The organism is Lentzea sp. NPDC055074 (assembly GCF_053608005.1).
The window spans coordinates 41083-58174 of the sequence record NZ_JBSGUQ010000001.1; the positions used below are offsets into that span (position 1 = coordinate 41083).

The 17092-nt window shown below is 72.5% G+C and carries 19 protein-coding genes; 10 read left to right on the forward strand and 9 right to left on the reverse strand.

Features of this window, described 5'->3' with window-relative positions; genetic code table 11:
• Positions 1-14: 14 nt before the first annotated feature.
• Both ACWF7A_RS00245 and ACWF7A_RS00250 read right to left on the reverse strand, forming a co-directional pair.
• Entirely contained in the window at positions 15-698 is a 684-nt protein-coding gene (locus ACWF7A_RS00245; protein ID WP_452248179.1) for an ABC transporter ATP-binding protein, read from the reverse strand.
• Positions 695-1780 carry an ABC transporter permease gene (locus ACWF7A_RS00250; protein ID WP_452248180.1) on the reverse strand — a complete coding sequence of 362 codons (1086 nt, stop codon included), beginning with the start codon at positions 1778-1780 and terminating at the stop codon, positions 695-697. Before ACWF7A_RS00250 ends, ACWF7A_RS00245 begins: the two co-directional genes overlap by 4 nt.
• Positions 1781-1952: 172 nt before the next feature.
• Between ACWF7A_RS00250 and ACWF7A_RS00255 the strand changes: the two genes are divergently transcribed.
• Both ACWF7A_RS00255 and ACWF7A_RS00260 read left to right on the forward strand, forming a co-directional pair.
• Positions 1953-3161 (forward strand): sensor histidine kinase, encoded by a 1209-nt coding sequence (locus tag ACWF7A_RS00255; protein ID WP_452248181.1) that lies wholly within the window; start codon positions 1953-1955, stop codon positions 3159-3161.
• Positions 3158-3787, forward strand: coding sequence for a response regulator (locus ACWF7A_RS00260; protein WP_452248182.1), 630 nt, complete (start codon positions 3158-3160; stop codon positions 3785-3787). Before ACWF7A_RS00255 ends, ACWF7A_RS00260 begins: the two co-directional genes overlap by 4 nt.
• Here ACWF7A_RS00260 and ACWF7A_RS00265 read toward each other — a convergent pair.
• Positions 3784-4851 carry a Gfo/Idh/MocA family protein gene (locus tag ACWF7A_RS00265; protein ID WP_452248183.1) on the reverse strand — a complete coding sequence of 356 codons (1068 nt, stop codon included), beginning with the start codon at positions 4849-4851 and terminating at the stop codon, positions 3784-3786. The genes ACWF7A_RS00260 and ACWF7A_RS00265 overlap by 4 nt on opposite strands.
• On the reverse strand, positions 4821-5531 hold the full coding sequence (locus ACWF7A_RS00270; protein ID WP_452248184.1) for a ThuA domain-containing protein: 711 nt from the start codon (positions 5529-5531) through the stop codon (positions 4821-4823). Before ACWF7A_RS00270 ends, ACWF7A_RS00265 begins: the two co-directional genes overlap by 31 nt.
• Positions 5532-5663: 132 nt before the next feature.
• Here ACWF7A_RS00270 and ACWF7A_RS00275 point away from each other — a divergent pair, with 132 nt between their 5' ends.
• Together ACWF7A_RS00275 and ACWF7A_RS00280 are read left to right on the forward strand one after the other, a co-directional pair.
• Complete coding sequence (locus ACWF7A_RS00275) at positions 5664-6023, forward strand: PadR family transcriptional regulator (RefSeq protein ID WP_452248892.1); 360 nt, start codon at positions 5664-5666, stop codon at positions 6021-6023.
• Between the two features lie 28 nt (positions 6024-6051).
• Positions 6052-7020, forward strand: a complete 969-nt coding sequence (locus ACWF7A_RS00280; protein WP_452248185.1) for a hypothetical protein — start codon at positions 6052-6054, stop codon at positions 7018-7020.
• 7 nt (positions 7021-7027) lie between these two features.
• On the opposite strand, the gene ACWF7A_RS00285 is transcribed toward ACWF7A_RS00280, so the two are convergent.
• Positions 7028-7684, reverse strand: a complete 657-nt coding sequence (locus ACWF7A_RS00285; RefSeq protein ID WP_452248186.1) for a response regulator — start codon at positions 7682-7684, stop codon at positions 7028-7030.
• Positions 7681-8838: a sensor histidine kinase gene (locus ACWF7A_RS00290; RefSeq protein WP_452248187.1), complete on the reverse strand. Its 1158-nt coding sequence runs from the start codon at positions 8836-8838 to the stop codon at positions 7681-7683. The genes ACWF7A_RS00285 and ACWF7A_RS00290 overlap by 4 nt, the downstream gene beginning before the upstream one ends.
• Positions 8839-8996: 158 nt before the next feature.
• On the opposite strand from ACWF7A_RS00290, the gene ACWF7A_RS00295 reads away from it, so the two are divergent.
• Genes ACWF7A_RS00295 through ACWF7A_RS00310 form a run of 4 tightly spaced genes read left to right on the forward strand, consistent with a single transcriptional unit; the run spans position 8997 to position 11712 of the window.
• The gene (locus ACWF7A_RS00295; RefSeq protein WP_452248188.1) at positions 8997-9437 is read left to right on the forward strand and encodes a DUF6326 family protein; all 441 of its coding nucleotides are present in this window, start codon (positions 8997-8999) and stop codon (positions 9435-9437) included.
• 51 nt (positions 9438-9488) lie between these two features.
• Entirely contained in the window at positions 9489-9884 is a 396-nt protein-coding gene (locus tag ACWF7A_RS00300; protein WP_452248189.1) for a GntR family transcriptional regulator, read from the forward strand.
• Positions 9881-10756 carry an ABC transporter ATP-binding protein gene (locus ACWF7A_RS00305; RefSeq protein ID WP_452248190.1) on the forward strand — a complete coding sequence of 292 codons (876 nt, stop codon included), beginning with the start codon at positions 9881-9883 and terminating at the stop codon, positions 10754-10756. The genes ACWF7A_RS00300 and ACWF7A_RS00305 overlap by 4 nt, the downstream gene beginning before the upstream one ends.
• Positions 10753-11712 (forward strand): ABC transporter permease subunit, encoded by a 960-nt coding sequence (locus tag ACWF7A_RS00310; protein ID WP_452248191.1) that lies wholly within the window; start codon positions 10753-10755, stop codon positions 11710-11712. The genes ACWF7A_RS00305 and ACWF7A_RS00310 overlap by 4 nt, the downstream gene beginning before the upstream one ends.
• 108 nt (positions 11713-11820) lie before the next feature.
• Here ACWF7A_RS00310 and ACWF7A_RS00315 read toward each other — a convergent pair whose 3' ends face one another.
• The 3 genes from ACWF7A_RS00315 to ACWF7A_RS00325 form a co-directional block, all read right to left on the reverse strand.
• The gene (locus ACWF7A_RS00315) at positions 11821-13050 is read right to left on the reverse strand and encodes a DUF6357 family protein (RefSeq protein WP_452248192.1); all 1230 of its coding nucleotides are present in this window, start codon (positions 13048-13050) and stop codon (positions 11821-11823) included.
• A 24-nt stretch (positions 13051-13074) separates the two neighbouring features.
• The gene (locus tag ACWF7A_RS00320) at positions 13075-13935 is read right to left on the reverse strand and encodes a hypothetical protein (RefSeq protein ID WP_452248193.1); all 861 of its coding nucleotides are present in this window, start codon (positions 13933-13935) and stop codon (positions 13075-13077) included.
• Between the two features lie 96 nt (positions 13936-14031).
• The gene (locus tag ACWF7A_RS00325; RefSeq protein ID WP_452248194.1) at positions 14032-15351 is read right to left on the reverse strand and encodes an alpha-lytic protease prodomain-containing protein; all 1320 of its coding nucleotides are present in this window, start codon (positions 15349-15351) and stop codon (positions 14032-14034) included.
• 114 nt (positions 15352-15465) lie between these two features.
• Between ACWF7A_RS00325 and ACWF7A_RS00330 the strand changes: the two genes are divergently transcribed.
• Together ACWF7A_RS00330 and ACWF7A_RS00335 are read left to right on the forward strand one after the other, a co-directional pair.
• A complete protein-coding gene (locus ACWF7A_RS00330; protein WP_452248195.1) occupies positions 15466-16026 on the forward strand; it encodes a GNAT family N-acetyltransferase in 561 nt (186 codons plus the stop codon).
• A gap of 28 nt (positions 16027-16054) precedes the next feature.
• A complete protein-coding gene (locus tag ACWF7A_RS00335) occupies positions 16055-17092 on the forward strand; it encodes a saccharopine dehydrogenase (protein ID WP_452248196.1) in 1038 nt (345 codons plus the stop codon).

Below are 17092 nucleotides of genomic sequence, written 5' to 3' on the forward strand. Positions count from 1 at the left end.
GGCCAGTCGCGCGCTCAACTGGTGCGAGAGACCACGCTCAACCGTCCATCGTGGACCTCGGCGACCTGGTCGGCCGCGACGAGGTGCGCGCGGTCGTGCGTGACCAGCACGGTGGCGGTGGCCCGCTGGTGGGTGAGCCGGGTGATGAGCTCGACGACGGCGGCTCCGCGGTCGTGGTCCAGGGCGCTCGTGGGTTCGTCCACCAGCAGGACCGCGGGGCCGTTCATCAGGGCGCGGGCGATGTTCACCCGCTGGCGCTGGCCACCGGAGAGCTGGTGCGGCCGGCGGCCCGCCTGGGGTGCCAGGCCCACGGCGTCGAGCAGGTCCAGCGCACGGCCGCGTGCCGCCGACGGGGAGCGGCCGTCGATCTCGGCCATGACCTGGAGCTGTTCCACGGCGGTGAGGGCCGGGAGCAGGTTGGGCTGCTGGAAGACGACACCGATCCTGCGGCGGCGCAGGTCGGCCAGTTCGCCTCGGGTCAGGCCGGTGGTCGGGGTGCCGTCGACGACGACCGTGCCGGCGTCGGGGGTGACGAGGGTGGCGGCGACGGCGAGCAGGCTGGACTTGCCGGAACCGGACGGGCCAACCACCGCCGTCAGGCTGCCTCTGGGGACCGCCAGGGTCACGTGGTCCAGCGCGGTGAGACGGGTGTCGCCGTCCGGGTAGGTGAGGGTGATGCCGGTCAGGTCGAGGCTCATCGGGCGCTCCCCAGGGCGATCAGCGGGTCGACGGAGGTGATGCGGCGGATGGCCAGCGCGGCGCCCGCGGCTCCGAGCAGGATCGTCACGGCGGCCGGGACCACGACGGTGGCGGGTGTGAGGACGAACGGGATCGCGGACCCGGCCAGTGCGGCGCCCAGGGCCGCGGCGAGCGCCGTGCCGGTCAGCGTGCCGCCGGCGAGCAGGACGACCGCCTGGCCCAGTGCGTCCTTCAGCAGCCAGGACGTGGTGGCGCCCAAGGCTTTGAGGACGGCGACGTCCGCACTGCGCTGGATGGTCCAGACGGTGAAGAACGCGCCGATGACGAGGGCGGAGATGGCGAACAGGAAGCCGCGCATCAGCTGCAGGGAGCCGTTCTCGGAGGTGTAGGAGCCGATCGCGGCCAGGGAGTCGTCCTTGGTGACCGTTCTCGTACCAGCGGTCTGGTCGGTGCTCGCCACGGCGGCGTCGGACGTGGTGGTCAGGGCGATGACCGTCGCGAGTGGACTCTCGCCCGTGGACGGTGGAGCGGTGGCCCGCCACACGTCGAGGGTCGTCCAGACGACCGGGGTGTGGCTGAAGAACGCGTCACCGGTCACGGCGGCCACGGTCAGCGTCCGTCTGGCCAGGACGACGTCGTCCCCCGCTTCGGCTCCCAGGTCCGCGGCGGCCGGGGCGGACAGCACGACGGCCTGGCCGGTGAGCCGGCCGCTGTCCGGGGCCAGGGCCGATCCGGGCCGGACGCCGAAGACCGAGACACCTGCGTTCCGGTCACGAACGGACGCCTTGGTGGTGGTGATGCCGAGCGGTTCGGCGCTGGTGACTCCGGGGGTGGCGGACCACTGCCGCCACTGCGTCGCGGTCACAGCCGAGTCGGCGTAGGACGGTTCGCGGTCTTCGCCGGGCTCGGCGAAGACGATCCGGTCGGCGGGCAGGCCGGTGACCGCCGAGACGTTCTGCAGGCCGAGCCCGGCGGTCAGCCCGGACAGCAGGCCGACCAGCAGCGTGATCAGCACGATGACGGACCCCATCAGCGCGAAGCGCCCCTTGGCGTGTTTCAGGTCTCTCCAGGCGACGAACACGGCGTCGATCAGTCCTCTCCCACGAGCACATCAGGTGCTCCCCACAGTCGTGGGCGGCGGGGTGTCGCGGCATCTGGCCCGCGATGGCACTTCCCGAGCCGGAAGACGGCACGCCGCCTCCACCTTTCGACAGAGGCGAACGGCGCCGGCGCTGGCTAGCCTGGAACGCACTGTGAACACCGCCGCTCCCGCTCCAACACCGGTCAACCGCGTGCTGACCTGGTGCCTGCACCTGCTGTTCGTCGCCCTGCTCGTCCTCGCGGCCGCACGGGCGGTGCTCGGTGCGCGGCCCCACGCCGCCGCGGTGGTCGCGGTGGCGGTGCTGTGCGCGGCGGTGTACGCGGCCGGACCGCTGCTCCCCGGCGTCCGGACGTCCCGGCGGGCCGCCGCGGGGTGGCTGGGTGCCGTCGGTGTCCTGTGGCTGGCGCTGGTGCTCCTGACCGCCGACGGGGTGTGGGTCGCCTTCCCCCTGTACTTCCTCCAGCTGCACCTGTTGCCGCGCAGGACGGGGCTCGTCGCGGTGACCGCGACGGCGCTGACCGCGATCACCGCCTTCGTCGCCCACCAGGGCGTTTTCAACCCGGCCGCCGTGATCGGGCCCGCGCTCGGCGCCGCCGTGGCGGTGGCCGTCGTCCGGGGGTACCAGGCGCTGTACCGGGAGAGCGAGCGGCGCAGGCGGCTGATCGACGAGCTCACCGCGACCCGCGCCGACCTGGCCGCGGCCCAGCACACCGCGGGCGTCCTGGCCGAACGGGAACGCCTGGCCCACGAGGTCCACGACACCCTCGCCCAGGGCCTGTCCAGCATCCAACTGCTGCTGCACGCCGCCGGACGGTCCCTTCCGGACAGTCCCGGCAAGGCCGCCCGGCACGTGGAGCAGGCCCGCCAGGCCGCCGCGGACAACCTCGCCGAGGCCCGCCGCTTCGTCGCAGCCCACACCCCGCCCGCCCTGGACGACACCACGCTCGCGGGCGCCCTGGAACGCCTGTGCGCCACCACCAGCACCCGTCACCGGATCACCGCGCGCTTCCACCTCGCCGGGGAGCCGGTCCCCCTGCCGACCGCGCCCGAGGTCGCCCTGCTGCGCATCGCCCAGGCCGCGCTCGGCAACACCGTCCGGCACGCGGAGGCCGCCACCGCGGAGATCACCCTGAGCTACCTCGGCGACGAGATCGCGCTCGCCGTCGTCGACGACGGCATCGGCTTCGACCCCGCGGCGCTGCCCGCTCCCGACCCCGGCGAGGGAGGGTTCGGGCTGGCGGCCATGCGCACCCGTGCCAGTGCGCTCGGCGGTTCCCTCACCGTCGAGTCGACGCCCGGTGGCGGCACCGCCCTGGCCGCTCGTGTCCCCCTGGCCCGGTCCACCGAGGCCCGGCGATGACCACCATCCGACTCCTGCTGGCAGACGACCACCCCGTGGTGCGCGCGGGCCTGCGGGCCGTGCTGGAGACCGAACCCGGTCTCGTCGTGGTCGCCGAGGCCGCCACCGCGGAGGAGGCGGTGGAACGGGCCGCCCGGGACGACGTCGACGTCGTCCTGATGGACCTGCGGTTCGGCGCCGGGATGAGCGGTGCCGAGGCCACGGCGGCGATCACGGCACGACCCGGCGCGCCCCGAGTACTGATCGTCACGACCTACGACACGGACGCCGACATGGTGCCCGCCATCGAGGCGGGAGCCACCGGGTACCTGCTCAAGGACGCGCTGCCCGAGGACCTCGCGGCCGCCGTGCGCACCGCGGCGGCCGGCCGCACCACGCTGGCACCCACCGTCGCCGACCGGCTGCTGACCCGGATGCGCGCGCCGGACCGCGCGCTGACCCGGCGGGAGACCGAGGTCCTCGTCCTGGTGGCCGACGGTCTGTCCAACAGGGCCATCGCCACACGCCTGCACCTCACCGAAGGCACCGTGAAGTCGCACCTGGCCCGCTGCTACACCAAGCTCGATGTCGACTCGCGCACCGCGGCCGTGGCCACCGCCGCCGACCTCGGGCTCATCCGCCGCTAGGTGAGGGGCACCGGCGACGGCCGCCGCACCGTGGTCGTCAGCTCGATCCGCCGGCCCTCGTCCGCTGACCGGAGCAGGGCGGTCATCGTCTCGAGCACGTGCAGCGCGAGCTCACCGCCGGCGCGCGGCGTGCCGGACGCGACGAGGTCGAGGAGGCCGGTTCCCCTTCCCGCTCCCCGGTAGCCCGCGCTCGCGGGAAGGGTTCGCCATTCGCTGCCGCCGAGCGGGAAGTGACGGGTCTCGCCGTCGAAGTGGTTCGGGTCCGGGACCGCGAGCGTGCCGGTCTCGCCGTGCACCTCGATCGGTGCGGCGGTGGTGGCCACCCCGTCGAAACTGGTCGTGATCGTGGAAAGCGCGCCGTCGGCGTGTTCGAGCACGCCGGTGACGTGGGTGTCGACCTCGACCGGGACTCGCTCCCCCGTTCGCGCACCGGAACCGACGACGCGCTCGGCGCGCAGGCGGCTGGCCGCGCCGAGCACGGCGCGCACCGGGCCGAGCAGGTGGATCAGCGCGGTGAGGTAGTACGGCCCCATGTCCATCAACGGACCGCCACCCGCGGTGTAGTAGAAGTCGGGTTCGGGGTGCCAGCGCTCGTGCCCAGGCGTGACCATCACGGCCGACGCGGAGATCGGACGCCCGATGAGCCCGCCGTCGACCGCCGCCCGCGCGGTCTGCGTACCCGTGCCGAGAACGGTGTCCGGCGCGCATCCGACCCGGACGCCGGCCGCGGCGGCCCGGTCGATGATCGCTCGGCCGTCCGCGAACGTGACGGCGAGCGGTTTCTCGACGAAGACGTTCTTGCCGGCGTCGATCGCACGGAGCGTGATCTCGGCGTGGGCCGCGGGCACGGTGAGGTTGAGGACCGTGTCGACGTCCCCACCGAGCAGGCGCTCGACGCTCACCGCCTCGGCGCCCGGGAGGCCGGCCGCGACCGCGGCCGAGCGGGTGGCGTCGAGGTCGGCGACCGCCGTGACGCGCACGGCGGGGTGGTCGCGGAGCGTGGTCAGGTACGCGCCGGAGATGAACCCGAGACCTACGATGCCGACGCGGTGCGGGTCGCCCACGACATCCCCCTCGTGATGACGGTGCGGACGCTCGGATGCTCCAGCACGTCCAGGCTGTGTCCCGGCGTGGTCACGACGATCCTCCCCGCGCCCCACCGGCGGGTCCAGATCGCCGGGCAGGTGACCGGCCGGTGCCACGGATGCCACGGCCGGACCGGGTGGGTCGTGGTGGCCAGCACGTCGACCAGGTCGTCGTGCAGCACCCAGTACTGCTCGCTGACCAGCTCGAAGTCCTCGACGCCCGCGGTGATCGGATGCTCCCGGCCGAGCGCGGTGATGTTCACCTCGTGCGGCAGGAAGTTGTCCTCCTGCTCGCCTCGGCGCTCGCACGGCTCCTTGCCCGGATGCGTGACGAACTGGCCGCCCACCAGGTGCAGGTAGTCCGACGACGCGCGGAACGAGTCCGCGATGCCACCGTGCCAGCCGGTGAACCCGGTACCCGCCTCGACCGCCGCGCGCAGCCCGGCCAGCTCCCCGGTGGTGATCTCCGACATCGTCACGCACTGCACGACCAGGTCGGTGCGCGCCATCTCATCGGCGTCCGCGTACACCTCGGTCGACTCCTCGACCCGCACGGCGTAGCCGCTGTGCTCCAGGAACGGGATGAACAACTCGGTCGCCTTCACCGGCTCGTGGCCTTCCCACCCACCGCGGACCACCAACGCCTTCGGCTGTGCCACACCCACCCCCTGGAAATCGCTTTCCTCCTTGCACACTGCCGCGCACGCCACCACCGGGTCAAGAACGGGCTCGACGCACACCATAGGTCGGTTGCCGATATATGTCGGGCGCTGTAGCTTGACGGCGTGCCGATGCCGCTGCGCGAACCCACGTTCTTCATCCTCACGTCGCTGACCACCGAACCGCTGCACGGCTACGGCATCGTCCAGGCCGTCGCGGCGCTCTCGGGCGACCGCGTCCGGCTGCAGGCGGGCACGTTGTACGGCGCGCTCGACCGGCTCAAGGACGACGGCTGGATCGAGCTCGACCGCGAAGAGGTCGTCGACGGCCGCCTGCGCCGCTACTACCGGCTCACCGACACCGGCGCCGGTGTTCTCGCGGGCGAGACCGCACGGCTGCGCGCCAACGCCGACGCCGCCGCGGCAGGACTTCGCGCCCGCGCCGACCGCGGCCTCGGCTTCGGCGCGGATCCCGCCGCCGGTCTCGCCTGAACCACCCCGAACCCGAAGGAGCTCGTTCGTGGCCCTCCCCGACCCCGCTTCCCGCCTGGAACAGGCCTACCGCAGGCTGCTCCGCTGGTACCCCGCCGCCTACCGCGCCGAGCGCGAGCAGGAGATGCTGGGCACCCTGTGCGAGATGGCGGAGCCCGGCCAGATCCGGCCCACCGCACGGGAACGCGCGAGCCTGCTGCGCGGCGCCGCGCGGGCTCACGTGCGTGCCGCGGGTGACGCCCTCCGCGGCGCGACGGCCGCGGCCACGATGCCGGTCGCGGCCCTGGTGACCGCCTACCTCGTCGCGGTCTGGGCACTGGTCGCCCTCGACGCCACGGGCCTGACCGATGCCGTGCGCGTCGGCTCGGCGCTGGACCACCTGGCGCTCGCGATCACCACGACGTCCTGGCTCGGCGTCCTGATGTCGGCGCTGCTGGACCACACCACGTCCGCCAAGGTCTTCGCGGCCGCGACGGCTCTCACCGCGTCGTTCGCACCGGACGTGGGCGAAGGACCGGGTGCCCGCACGACCGTGGTCGTCGGCGCCCTGCTCGTGCTGCTCGCGCCCACTCTTCGGCCTGACCGGGGCGAGTGGGCGGCGGCCGGACGCATCGCCGCGCTCGCCGCACCGGTCAGCGCGGCCTTCGCGGTCGCGACCGGCGCGACGCAGGTGCCCGCCTACAGCAGGCAGTCCTTCCCGATGGACCTCGACTCCCAGGCCCTCCCGATCGGCATGGCCGTCGCGCTCGTCGCCACCGCCGTCGCGGTCCTGCGCCGCGCGGGAGGCCGCGGCGTGCTCACCGCCCTGGTGATCGCGAGCGCGACCACGTACACGCTCCAGCCGATCAACGATCTGCTGCCGCGGGGCTCGCTCATGGCCATGTCCGTCCTCTTCGGACTCCTCCCGATCGTCGCGAAGACGGCGGTGGCGTTCGCGGCGGTGACCACGGCCCACAGCCACGTGCGCCGCGTTCTCCGCCGGCCACGTGCCGTCTGACGACCGTTCAGGGCCGTACTCGCCCGGTCTCGTACGCCCAGATGGCGATCTGGACGCGGTTGCGGGCCCCGATCTTGTTCATGAGGCTCGCGAGGTGGAACTTGACGGTGCTGAGGCTGATGTGGAGCTCGGCGGCGATCTCGGCGTTGGACCGGCCGCGGGCCACGGTCAGCGCGACCTCCTCCTCCCGGTCGGTCAGCGCCACGTGCGGCACGGCCCGCTTCGAGGGAGACGCGGAGTCGGCGAAGCGGGCGAGCAGGCGGGCGGTGACGCTGGGAACGATCAGGGCGTCGCCCTCGGCCGCCGCGCGGATGGCCTGGACCAGCAGGCCGGGTCCGGCGTCCTTGAGCAGGAAGCCCTTCGCACCCGCCTTCAACGCGCCGCTCACGTGTTCGTCGGTGTCGAAGGTGGTGATGACGACGACGGCCAGAGGGTCCTCGACATCGGGTCCGGCCAGCAGGCGGGTCGCCTCGACGCCGTCGAGGCGCGGCATCCGGATGTCGAACAGGCACACGTCGGGGCGCAGCCCGCGGGCGAGCGCCACGGCCTCCACGCCGTCGGCGGCCTGGCCGACGACCTCGATGCCGGGCTGACCGTCGAGGATCGTGGACAGTCCCGCCCGGACGATGTCCTGGTCGTCGGCGATGATGACGCGGATGGTCATGCGACCGCCTCTCGCCTCGGGATCACCGCGTGGACCGTCCAGCCGCGGTCGGGCCCGGGACCCGCCTCGAGGGTTCCTCCGAGCAAGGTCACGCGTTCGGCCATGCCCACGAGTCCATAGCCTGGCACACGGGAGTTGGACGGACCGCGTTCGCCGTCGTCGCTGACGCTCAACCGCACGGTGTCGGCGCCGCCGTCCACGAGGACGTGCACCCGCGTCGCGTGCCGTGCGTGCCGCATCGCGTTGGTGACCGACTCCTGGGCGACCCGGTACAGCGCCGTCGCGACCGAGGGGCGCAGGTCGCCGAGATCGCCGGACTGCTCCACGTCGACCCTCAGGCCCCGGTCCCCGTCCACTGTGGCCAGACCCTGGATGTCGGCCACGCCGCGCTGGGCGTACACCTCCGGCATGTCGTTGCCACGGCGCAGGGAGCCGACCATGGAGCGCATCTCCCTCAGAGTGCGCGACGCCTCCGCCTCGATGACCTCGAGCGCCTTGGAAGCACCGTCGAGGTCGCGCGAACCGGCCAGGAACCGGCCCGCCTGCGCCTGAACGGCGATGGCGGACACGTGGTGAGCGACGGTGTCGTGCAGCTCCCGGGCCAGCATCTCCCGCTCGTGGAACCGGACCTGCTCGAACCGCTGGGTCCGGACGATGCGCCCGTAGCGGACCAGGACGCCGAGAGCGGCGGGGAACAACAACACGAGCAGGCCACCGCCGGCCTCGACGACGCCGGGGAAGTCGGACGTCACGGCGACGAGCCATGCCAGCAGCACGACCATCAGCCCGATCGCGGTCTGCCGGCTCGTCCCCCACCGGAACAGCGCGTACACGAGGACCACGACGACGAACGCGCTCACGTTCAGAGAAAAGGGAGCGCCGCCGACGAAGACGGCCACCAGGTCGAGCAGCATCACCCCGCCGAAGCCGAGCCCCACCGCGGCGAGCGGGCGAACTCGCCGCCACAGCAACGCGAGCGCCGACGTCACACCGAGCACGACACCGGCGGGACGCCACATCATGTCGTCGCGGACGACGACCTCCGCGGTCGCCGACGCCATCACCACGGCGACGAGCACCCAGTCGCGCCACACTCGGAACGGTGGGCTCCCGCCGTCGGGCTCCGTCCACGACCAACCGGGCGTTCTCTTCACCCGCACCAGGTTAGAGCTTCGGAGGGGACGGCGGATCGGCCGGAAAGGCAGGCCCGGCCCTGGCTTTTCGGCCAGGACGACACTGGCCGGGACACCGGTGTGCCGCAGGCCCGGCGCGATGACACTGGACCTCCTCACCCACCAGAGGAGCGGATCGCGTGACGACACCGAAGCACTACCAGGACACCCCGGTCGATGTGAAGCTCGTGCTCAGCGGCCTGTGGGCCACGACGCTCTTCCTGTTCGCCTACGTCGACATCTTCGGGTTCTTCCGCGCTGATCTCCTCACCGCGGCGCTCGACGGCAAGGTCTCGTCCACGCCGTTCACGATCGACCAGACGTTCCTGATCCTGACGACGGTCTACATCGTGCCGCCGATCTTGATGGTGTTGCTGACACTCGTTCTCCCGGCACGGGTCAACCGGGTCGTCAACATCGTCGTCAGCTGCCTCTACGCGATCACCGTCATCGCGTCGTGCATCGGCGAGACCTGGGTCTACTACATCGCCGGCAGCCTCATCGAGGCCGTGCTCCTGGCCGTGGTCGCCCGAACCGCCTGGAGATGGCCGGTGGCCTCCCCGGCGCACCAGCTCGCTTGATCGTCCTCCTCCTGCTTTACTAGGTTACTAGTAAAGCAGTGAGGGGCTACCGTGTTCGTCTTCCGGCTCGACACCCATTCCGGCGTGCCGCCGTACCTGCAACTCGTCCAGCAGGTGCGGCAGGCGGTGCTGCTGGGCTTCCTCCAGCCCGGTGACCGCCTCCCGCTCATCCGCGAGGTGGTCGAGGACCTGGCGATCAACCCGAACACCGTCGCCAAGGCGTACCGGCAGATGGAGCAGGAGAACCTGGTCACCGGCCGGCCCGGCCACGGCACGTTCGTCGACGAACAGCAGTCGGCCGTGATGTCGGCGGCGACGTACACGTCGCTGCGCCGCGGCCTCGCGACCTGGCTGCGGCGCGCCTACGCGGCTGGCCTCGACGAGCAGGCGGTCGACGCGCTTCTCACGTCCGTCCACCAGGAGATCAGGAACGAGGACGTGGCGTGACGGCGACCGAGTTCGCGCTGCGCACCGACGGCGTGGGCAAGCGGTACCGCAAGGGCTGGGCGTTGCGGGACTGCACCCTGGCCCTGCCGCCGGGCGGCGTGATCGCCCTGGTCGGCCCGAACGGCGCGGGCAAGACCACGTTGCTGCGCCTGGTCGTCGGGTTGCTGGCACCGAGCACCGGCACGGTCGAGGTCCTCGGTCAGGACGTCACCGCCAGCACCCCGCAGACCCTGTCCCGCATCGGGTTCCTGGCCCAGGACCACCCGCTGTACAAGCGGTTCACCGTCGCCGAGATGCTCCGCTTCGGCCGGGCCTGCAACCTGCGGTTCGACCAGGGGCTGGCCGAGCGCCGGCTGGCGAAGCTGGACATCCCGCTCGACCGCAGGGCCGGCACGCTCTCCGGCGGGCAGCAGGCCCAGGTCGCCCTGGCGCTGGCCCTGGCGAAGCGGCCGGACCTGCTCGTCCTCGACGAGCCGGTGGCGAGCCTCGACCCGTTGGCCCGGCACGAGTTCCTGCAGGTCCTCATGGGCGCGGTCGCCGAGGACGGGGTGACCGTGCTGTTCTCCTCCCACGTCGTGCACGAGCTGGAGCGCGTCTGCGACCACCTGATCGTGCTCAACCAGGGCCGGGTCACGCTCACCGGTGACATCGACACCCTCCTCACCGAGCACCGGCTGCTAGTCGGCCCCCGCACGGCCACCGACCTCGACCGGTCCGGCACCGTCGTGCAGGCCGTCCACAGCGACCGGCACACGACCCTGCTGGTGCGCGACGGCGCGATCCCGGCCGCGCCCGGATGGCAGGCCGAGCCGGTCTCGCTGGAGGACCTGGTGCTGGCGTACCTGCGCCGACCGGCGGAGGGGGCGGCATGACCTGGTTGATCTGGCGCCAGCACCGGACCGAGGCCGGCGTCCTGGCTGTGCTCCTCGGCCTGTTCGGCATCGCCCTGCTCGTGCTCGGAACGCAGGCCCACGACCTGTTCCCCGGCGGTCCCTCGGCGTGTGTGGGCGAGGCCGGGGCCGGCGACGCCTGCACGGCCTCCTTCCGCCGGCTCGACGACGAGTACGGGTGGGTCGAGAACCTCCTCGCGGCCTTCTACCTGGTCCCCCTCGTCATCGGCGCGTTCCTCGGCGCGCCGCTGCTCGCGCGCGAACTGGAGGACGGCACCTGGCAGCTCGCCTGGACGCAGGCCGTGCCGCGGATGCGCTGGCTGGCGGCCAAGCTCGCGGCGCTGGCCGGTGTCACCATCGCGCTCACCGCGATGTTCACCGCGGTGCTCACCTGGTTCCGGCAGCCGTTCGACGCGTGGGAAGGGCGCCTGCAGTACGACGCCTTCGACCTCGAAGGACTCGTTCCGGTGGCGTACGCGCTGTTCGCGTTCGGCGTCGCCACCGCCGCGGGAGCGATCCTGCGGCGCAGCCTGCCCGCGTTCGGTGTCGCGTTCGGGGCGTTCCTCGCCGCCCGGATGCTGGTGGCGCTGGTGGCCCGTCCCGCGTACGCCACGCCGCTCACCACCACCGGACCGATCCCCGCCGGCGGCGCGAAGGACCAGGCGGGCGTCGCGGACTGGACGATCGACCAGGGCTACGCGGACGCCACCGGGCGCAGGCTGAGCTCGACCGAGTACTCCGAGCTGGAGGCCGCGGCCGACCGGGCCGGCACCAACCTCACCCAGTTCCTGCGTTCACAGGGACTCCAGCGGTTCGAGGTCTACCACCCGGCCGACCGGTTCTGGACGTTCCAGCTCGTCGAGGCGGCCCTGTTCTCCGGCGTCGCGGCGGTCCTGATCGGCGTGGTGGTGTGGCGGGTGCGGCGCCGGGTGCTCTAGCGGTGCGGCACGCAACGTGGGCGGCGTGATCCGCGCCCGGCGGGTGCGGCGCCGGGTGCTCTAGTGGTGCGGCACGCAACGTGGGCGGCGTGATCCGCGCTCGGCGGTTCACGCCCAGTTGCTGAGCTCCGCGTCGATCCGGGGGTCGGTGCGGACCCACACCTCACCGGTGGCCGCTCCCGGTGGGGTGTCCACGCGCTCGAGTCCGAGTGTCCGGACCAGCTCCAGGAGGTCGTCCCGGGCAGGACCCGCCTCCTCGAGCGTGCGGCTGTCGAAGAGGACGTAGTGCACGTCCCAGCGGTCGTTGTAGCCGGAGTCGGCCCAGATCTGGCAGAAGCCGGTGAGCGCATCGGGGTCGAGTGGGGCGGCCCGGCCCTCGTCCGGAGCGGGAGTGGCGGCGAAGCCCTTCGCGATGTCCTCCGGGCTCCACTCCCCCGCCTCCGCGACCGCCTCGGGGGTGAGGTCCCGCACCGCGAGGAAGGGATCGAGCAGCCGGCCCGTCCCGGTGGCCTCGATGCCCAGCCCGTCCTCCCGCAGGCGCGTCACCAGGCCGTCCGCCATCGCGCACGGGCCGGAGAAGGTGAAGATCCCGGTCGCGGCCACCACCGTGCCGCCGCCGGGATGCGGGACGGTGGGCGTCGTGGCCGACTCCGGCACGTTCCTCACCAGGGCGAGCAGGTCCTCGGGGACGCCGTCGTACAGCGCCGCGGTGGGGCGGAGAGCGCTGGCGCGGTCGAACGTGAGCACCAGGCCGCGGCCGCCAGCCGTGAACCAGGCGTTGACGGTGCCGTAGCCGTAGTGGGTGACGCCGTCGACCGTGACCGGCTCGCGTCCGTCGACGCGGGCCAGGACCTCCAGGCGCCGGCGCAGCTCGCGCGGGTGCGTCCGCCGCAGCACCGACCGGTCGAACTCGGACCGGAGCTCTTCGGCACGACCTCGTTCCCGCTCCGCACCGCCCCGTGCGGCTCGGTGCGCGAGGTGGGCCGATCGAGCCTGCAGGAAGCTGTCGGCGTCCGGCAGCCAGGGCCCGTGGTGGTCGAGCGCGGTGAACCCGCCGCGGGCGAACTCGGCCGCCAGCGTCCGGTGATCACCACCGGTCGTGACGACCCGGAACTCGGTGTACGAGTCCTGCCAGCCCCTGACCCGGCAGATGGCGCCGATGTCCACCATGAACACGAGCGCTTCTTCGCTGACCGCGTCCTCCATGGAGAACGACGTGTTGTCCGCGGCCCGGTGCCGGGCGACGAACCCCAGGAAGGCGTCCGCGGCGGACTCGCTACCGCCGGGCAGCCACTCCTGCTCGGTGTCCTTGTCGTCGCTGAAGGTCAGCGGCCTCATCGCTCGTCCTCGCTGTCGGGCGTCTCACGCCCGCGCGCCGGCCGGCGTCCTCGGGCGTTCTTTCTGCCGGGTGTCGGCCGAGTAGCGCGCGACGGCGATCGCTCCGGCGAAGGCCAGGACGAACCCGATGGTCGCGGCGGCCACGTAGCCGTCGCGGACGCGGTCGTCGAGGTAGACGAGTCCGACGAACGACGACAGCGCCGTGTTCGTGGTGAACATGACGGCGGTGACCCCGGTCGGGCCGCCCTTCTGCAACGCCATCGCGAACAGCACCGCCGCGGTGAGTCCGTTGAGGACGATGGCCCAGGCCGCCGGTTCCAGGACGAGCCGCCAGACGGCGTCCGGGAGGTGGAGCGTGCGGGCCGAGATGCCGACGACGCTGTAGGAGACACCGGAGCCGAACGCGAGTGCCACCGTGGCCCAGACGCGGTGGTGGCGCCGGGCGTAGAGGGCGATCGCCGCCACCGGGATCGGGGTGGCCACGAGGATCCACCGCCACTGCGGTGACAGCGCCGTCGCGGGACCGGGCTCCGCGGACACGCCCAGCATCACCAGGCCGGTCGCGCCGACGAGCAGCGCGGCCCAGCCCGACTTGCGGAGGCGGGTGCCCATGAAAGCGCTGATCATGGCGGTCACGCCGACGCTGAACGCGAGCATGGACTGGACGAGGAACAACGGCAGCCTGTGCAACGCCGCGGACGCGCAGGCGAACCCCAGCAGGTTCACACCGAGACCGAGGAAGTACAGCCACTGGCGCCGCAGGGCGATGAGGTCGAGAGACCTTCCGCCGTACGCGCCGGCACGCCGGACACCCTGTGACTCCAGGATCGAGCCACTACCTGACGCCAGGGTAGCCAGCACAGCGAAGACGTAACCCAGTGCCATTCGCCCATTGTGTCAAACGGTGATCGAAGCCCGCTCGGTAACCCGAAGAAAACGCAAGCCCCCCGACGGGTGATAGCCGCCGGGGGGACGCTGCTGTCAGAGCCGCTGCCAGAGGGCAGGGGTGTTCGGCGGTTCCCATCCGGGCACGGACGTGTGCGGCTGGATGACGCGGTAGGTCGCACCGTCGTAGGTGACCTGGGAGCCGGTGCCGTAGTTGGTGTACGGGGCCCACGAGCCGCCACCGCCGGGCGGCGTGGTCGTGGTCGTGGTCGTGCTGGTCGGCGGGGTGGTCGTGGTCGGACCGGCCGAGGTGACCAGGCGCAGGTTGTAGGCCTGCAGGATCTCGGCCACGGGCTGGAAGTAGATGGTGCCGCCGGACTGGCAGTTGCCGGACCCGCCGGAGGTGACGCCCTGGGCCTGGTCACCGGTCAGCCACGAGCCGCCGGAGTCGCCGGGCTCGGCGCAGGCGTTGGTGCGGGTCAGGCCGGTGATGGTGCCCTCGGGGTAGGTGACCGAGGCGTTCTTCTGCTGGATGGTGCCGCAGCGCCAGCCGGTGGTGGAGCCGGAGCGGCAGACCGAGGAGCCGACCGGGGCCTCCTGGGAGCCCGCGACCGGGACCGTGCCCGGGTAGCGGTTGACCAGGGCGCGCGGCGTGTTGCCCGCGTCGGCGCGGACCCAGGCGTAGTCGTTGCCGGGGAAGCTGCTGCCCTGGATGGTGCCGCCGGGGTTGGAGGTGCGGCCGCCGGTGGCTCCGCAGTGGCCCGCGGTGACGAAGCCGCCCTCGACGGCGAAGCCGATGGAGCAGCGACCGCCGCCGGGAAGCCCGTAGGCGTTGCCGCCGATGATGTCGATCAGCGGCTTGGGATCCTCGGTGCTGGCCTCGACCGCGACGACGTCGCTGCGGAGGCCCGCCTCGGCCGCCCACGCCCTGGCCTGCTCCGCGCCACCGGCGTGGGCGAGCACGACGATCTTGTTGGCGCGCACGTCGACGTACCAGCCAGGAACGGCGTCGGGGGCGCTGGTGGCCTTGGCGTCCAGCTTGGTCTTCGCGCTGTCCAGGGCGGACGCGCTGTGCTTGGCCGTGGTGGCGACGGCGCCGCGCGAGCGCACCGCGCTCGCCAGTGCCGGGTCGGTGACCGCGACGGTGAGGGTGTGGCCGGTGCCGTCCAGCCAGGACCCGGCGTACGCCGGGCCGAGGCGCGACTTCAGTGCCGCGTCGGTCTGGCCCGCGACCTTCTCGGCGTCGAGCCGTTCGCGTGTCTGTTCCGAGGAGATGCCGAGGTCACGGGCCATCGCGGCCAGCACGGCGGGGTCGGCCGTGTCGGCCGCGGTGGCGCTGGACGTCAGCGCCACCGCGATGGTCAGCCCGGCCGCTGTGACCGCCGCCGTGGCGGCGGCGATGAGCTTGCGGTTCATGTCCGCTCCTTGCATGCAGGGTGATTGCGGGCAGACCGTACGACGGGTATCAGCCAAGTGGTACATACCAATTGGGCATAAGGTCGGGCGTGCCGCGCGGGTAGCGTCGCTCGGGTGGAGAACATCGAGTTCCGGCGGTTCACCGCGGCGCAGACCGACGATCTGGCCGATCTCCTGGCCGGCACCGCGTGGCCCTTCCACGCCGGACCGCGCGTCGACCGGGCGGACGTGGTGGCGCGGGTCGCCGCCGGCTACTACGACAACGAGACGGCCCGCACCTTCTGCGTCGTCCAGGACGGACTGCTCGCGGGCGTGATCCGGTTGTTCGACCTCGACGACGACACACCGATGTTCGACCTGCGTGTGGGCGAACGGTTCCGCGGTGCCGGAATCGGGAGCGCCGCGTTGCGCTGGCTCACCGGGTACCTGTTCACCGAGCTGCCCTCGATCCGCCGGATCGAAGGGTCCACCCGCCAGGACAACCAGGCGATGCGGCGGCTGTTCCTGCGTTGCGGCTACGTCAAAGAAGCGCACCATCGCCAGGCGTGGCCGGGTGCGGACGGCGCGGTTTTCGACGCGGTCGGCTACGGCGTTCTGCGTACCGACTGGGAGACCGGAACGGTCACGCCCGTCGTTTTCGACGACGAGCCCCGGAAACCGCGTTCCTGCGGGTGATCGGTCACTACGACTACCTTTCCGTGGCATGACGTTCAGACTGTGGATGCGCGGCGAGGTGCGGCCGACCGAGCGCCGTGCGCCGATCACGCCCGCCGACGCCGCCTCGCTGGTGCGCGAAGGCTTCGCCGTGACGGTCGAGGAGTCCGCGCAACGCGTGCACCCGATCGAGGACTACGCCGCCGCGGGCTGCTCCGTCGCCGAGGCGGGCAGCTGGGTCGACGCGCCGCAGGACGCGGTGGTCGTCGGGCTGAAGGAACTGCCGGACGGCCCTCCCGCGCTGCGGCATCGGCACGTGCTGTTCGGCCACGCCTACAAACAGCAGGAGGGCGCGGAGGCGTTGCTGCGCCGGTTCGACGCGGGTGGCGGCGTGCTGCTCGACCTGGAGTACCTGACCGACGACTCCGGCAGGCGGCTGGCGGCGTTCGGCTACTGGGCGGGCTACGTCGGCGCGGCGCTGGCCGTGCTGCACCACCGCGGCGTGCTCGACGTGCCGCTCCACCCCACCTCCGTGCCCGAGCTCGACGCCCTGCTGGCCGGCGGCGATCCGATGAGCGCGGTGGTGGTCGGCGCACTCGGCCGATGCGGGCGCGGGGCCGAGCGGGCGCTGACGGCGGCGGGCCTGACGCCGTCGCTCTGGGATCTGGCCGAGACGCGCGACCTCGACCGGCACGCGTTGCTGCGGCACGAGGTGATGGTCAACGCGGTGCTCACGTCCGCGCCCGTGCCGCCGTTCCTGCGCCCCGCCGACCTCGACGAGCCGGAGCGCGCGCTGCGGACAGTGTGCGACGTGACGTGCGACGTCGGTTCGCCGTTCAACGTGCTGCCGATCTACGACCGCACCACGAGCTGGGAGCAGCCCGCGCGGACGCTCCGCGACGAGCCGCCGCTGGACCTCATCGCGATCGACAACCTCCCGTCGCTGGTGCCGCTCGAGGCGAGCGAGGCGTTCTCCGCCGACCTGCTGCCGCTGCTGCGGGACCTGCCGCGCACGACCTCACCCTGGCAACGCGCGGAGCGGCTCTTCCACGACACCGTCGCGTCGTTGAAGGAGGCGTCCCGGTAA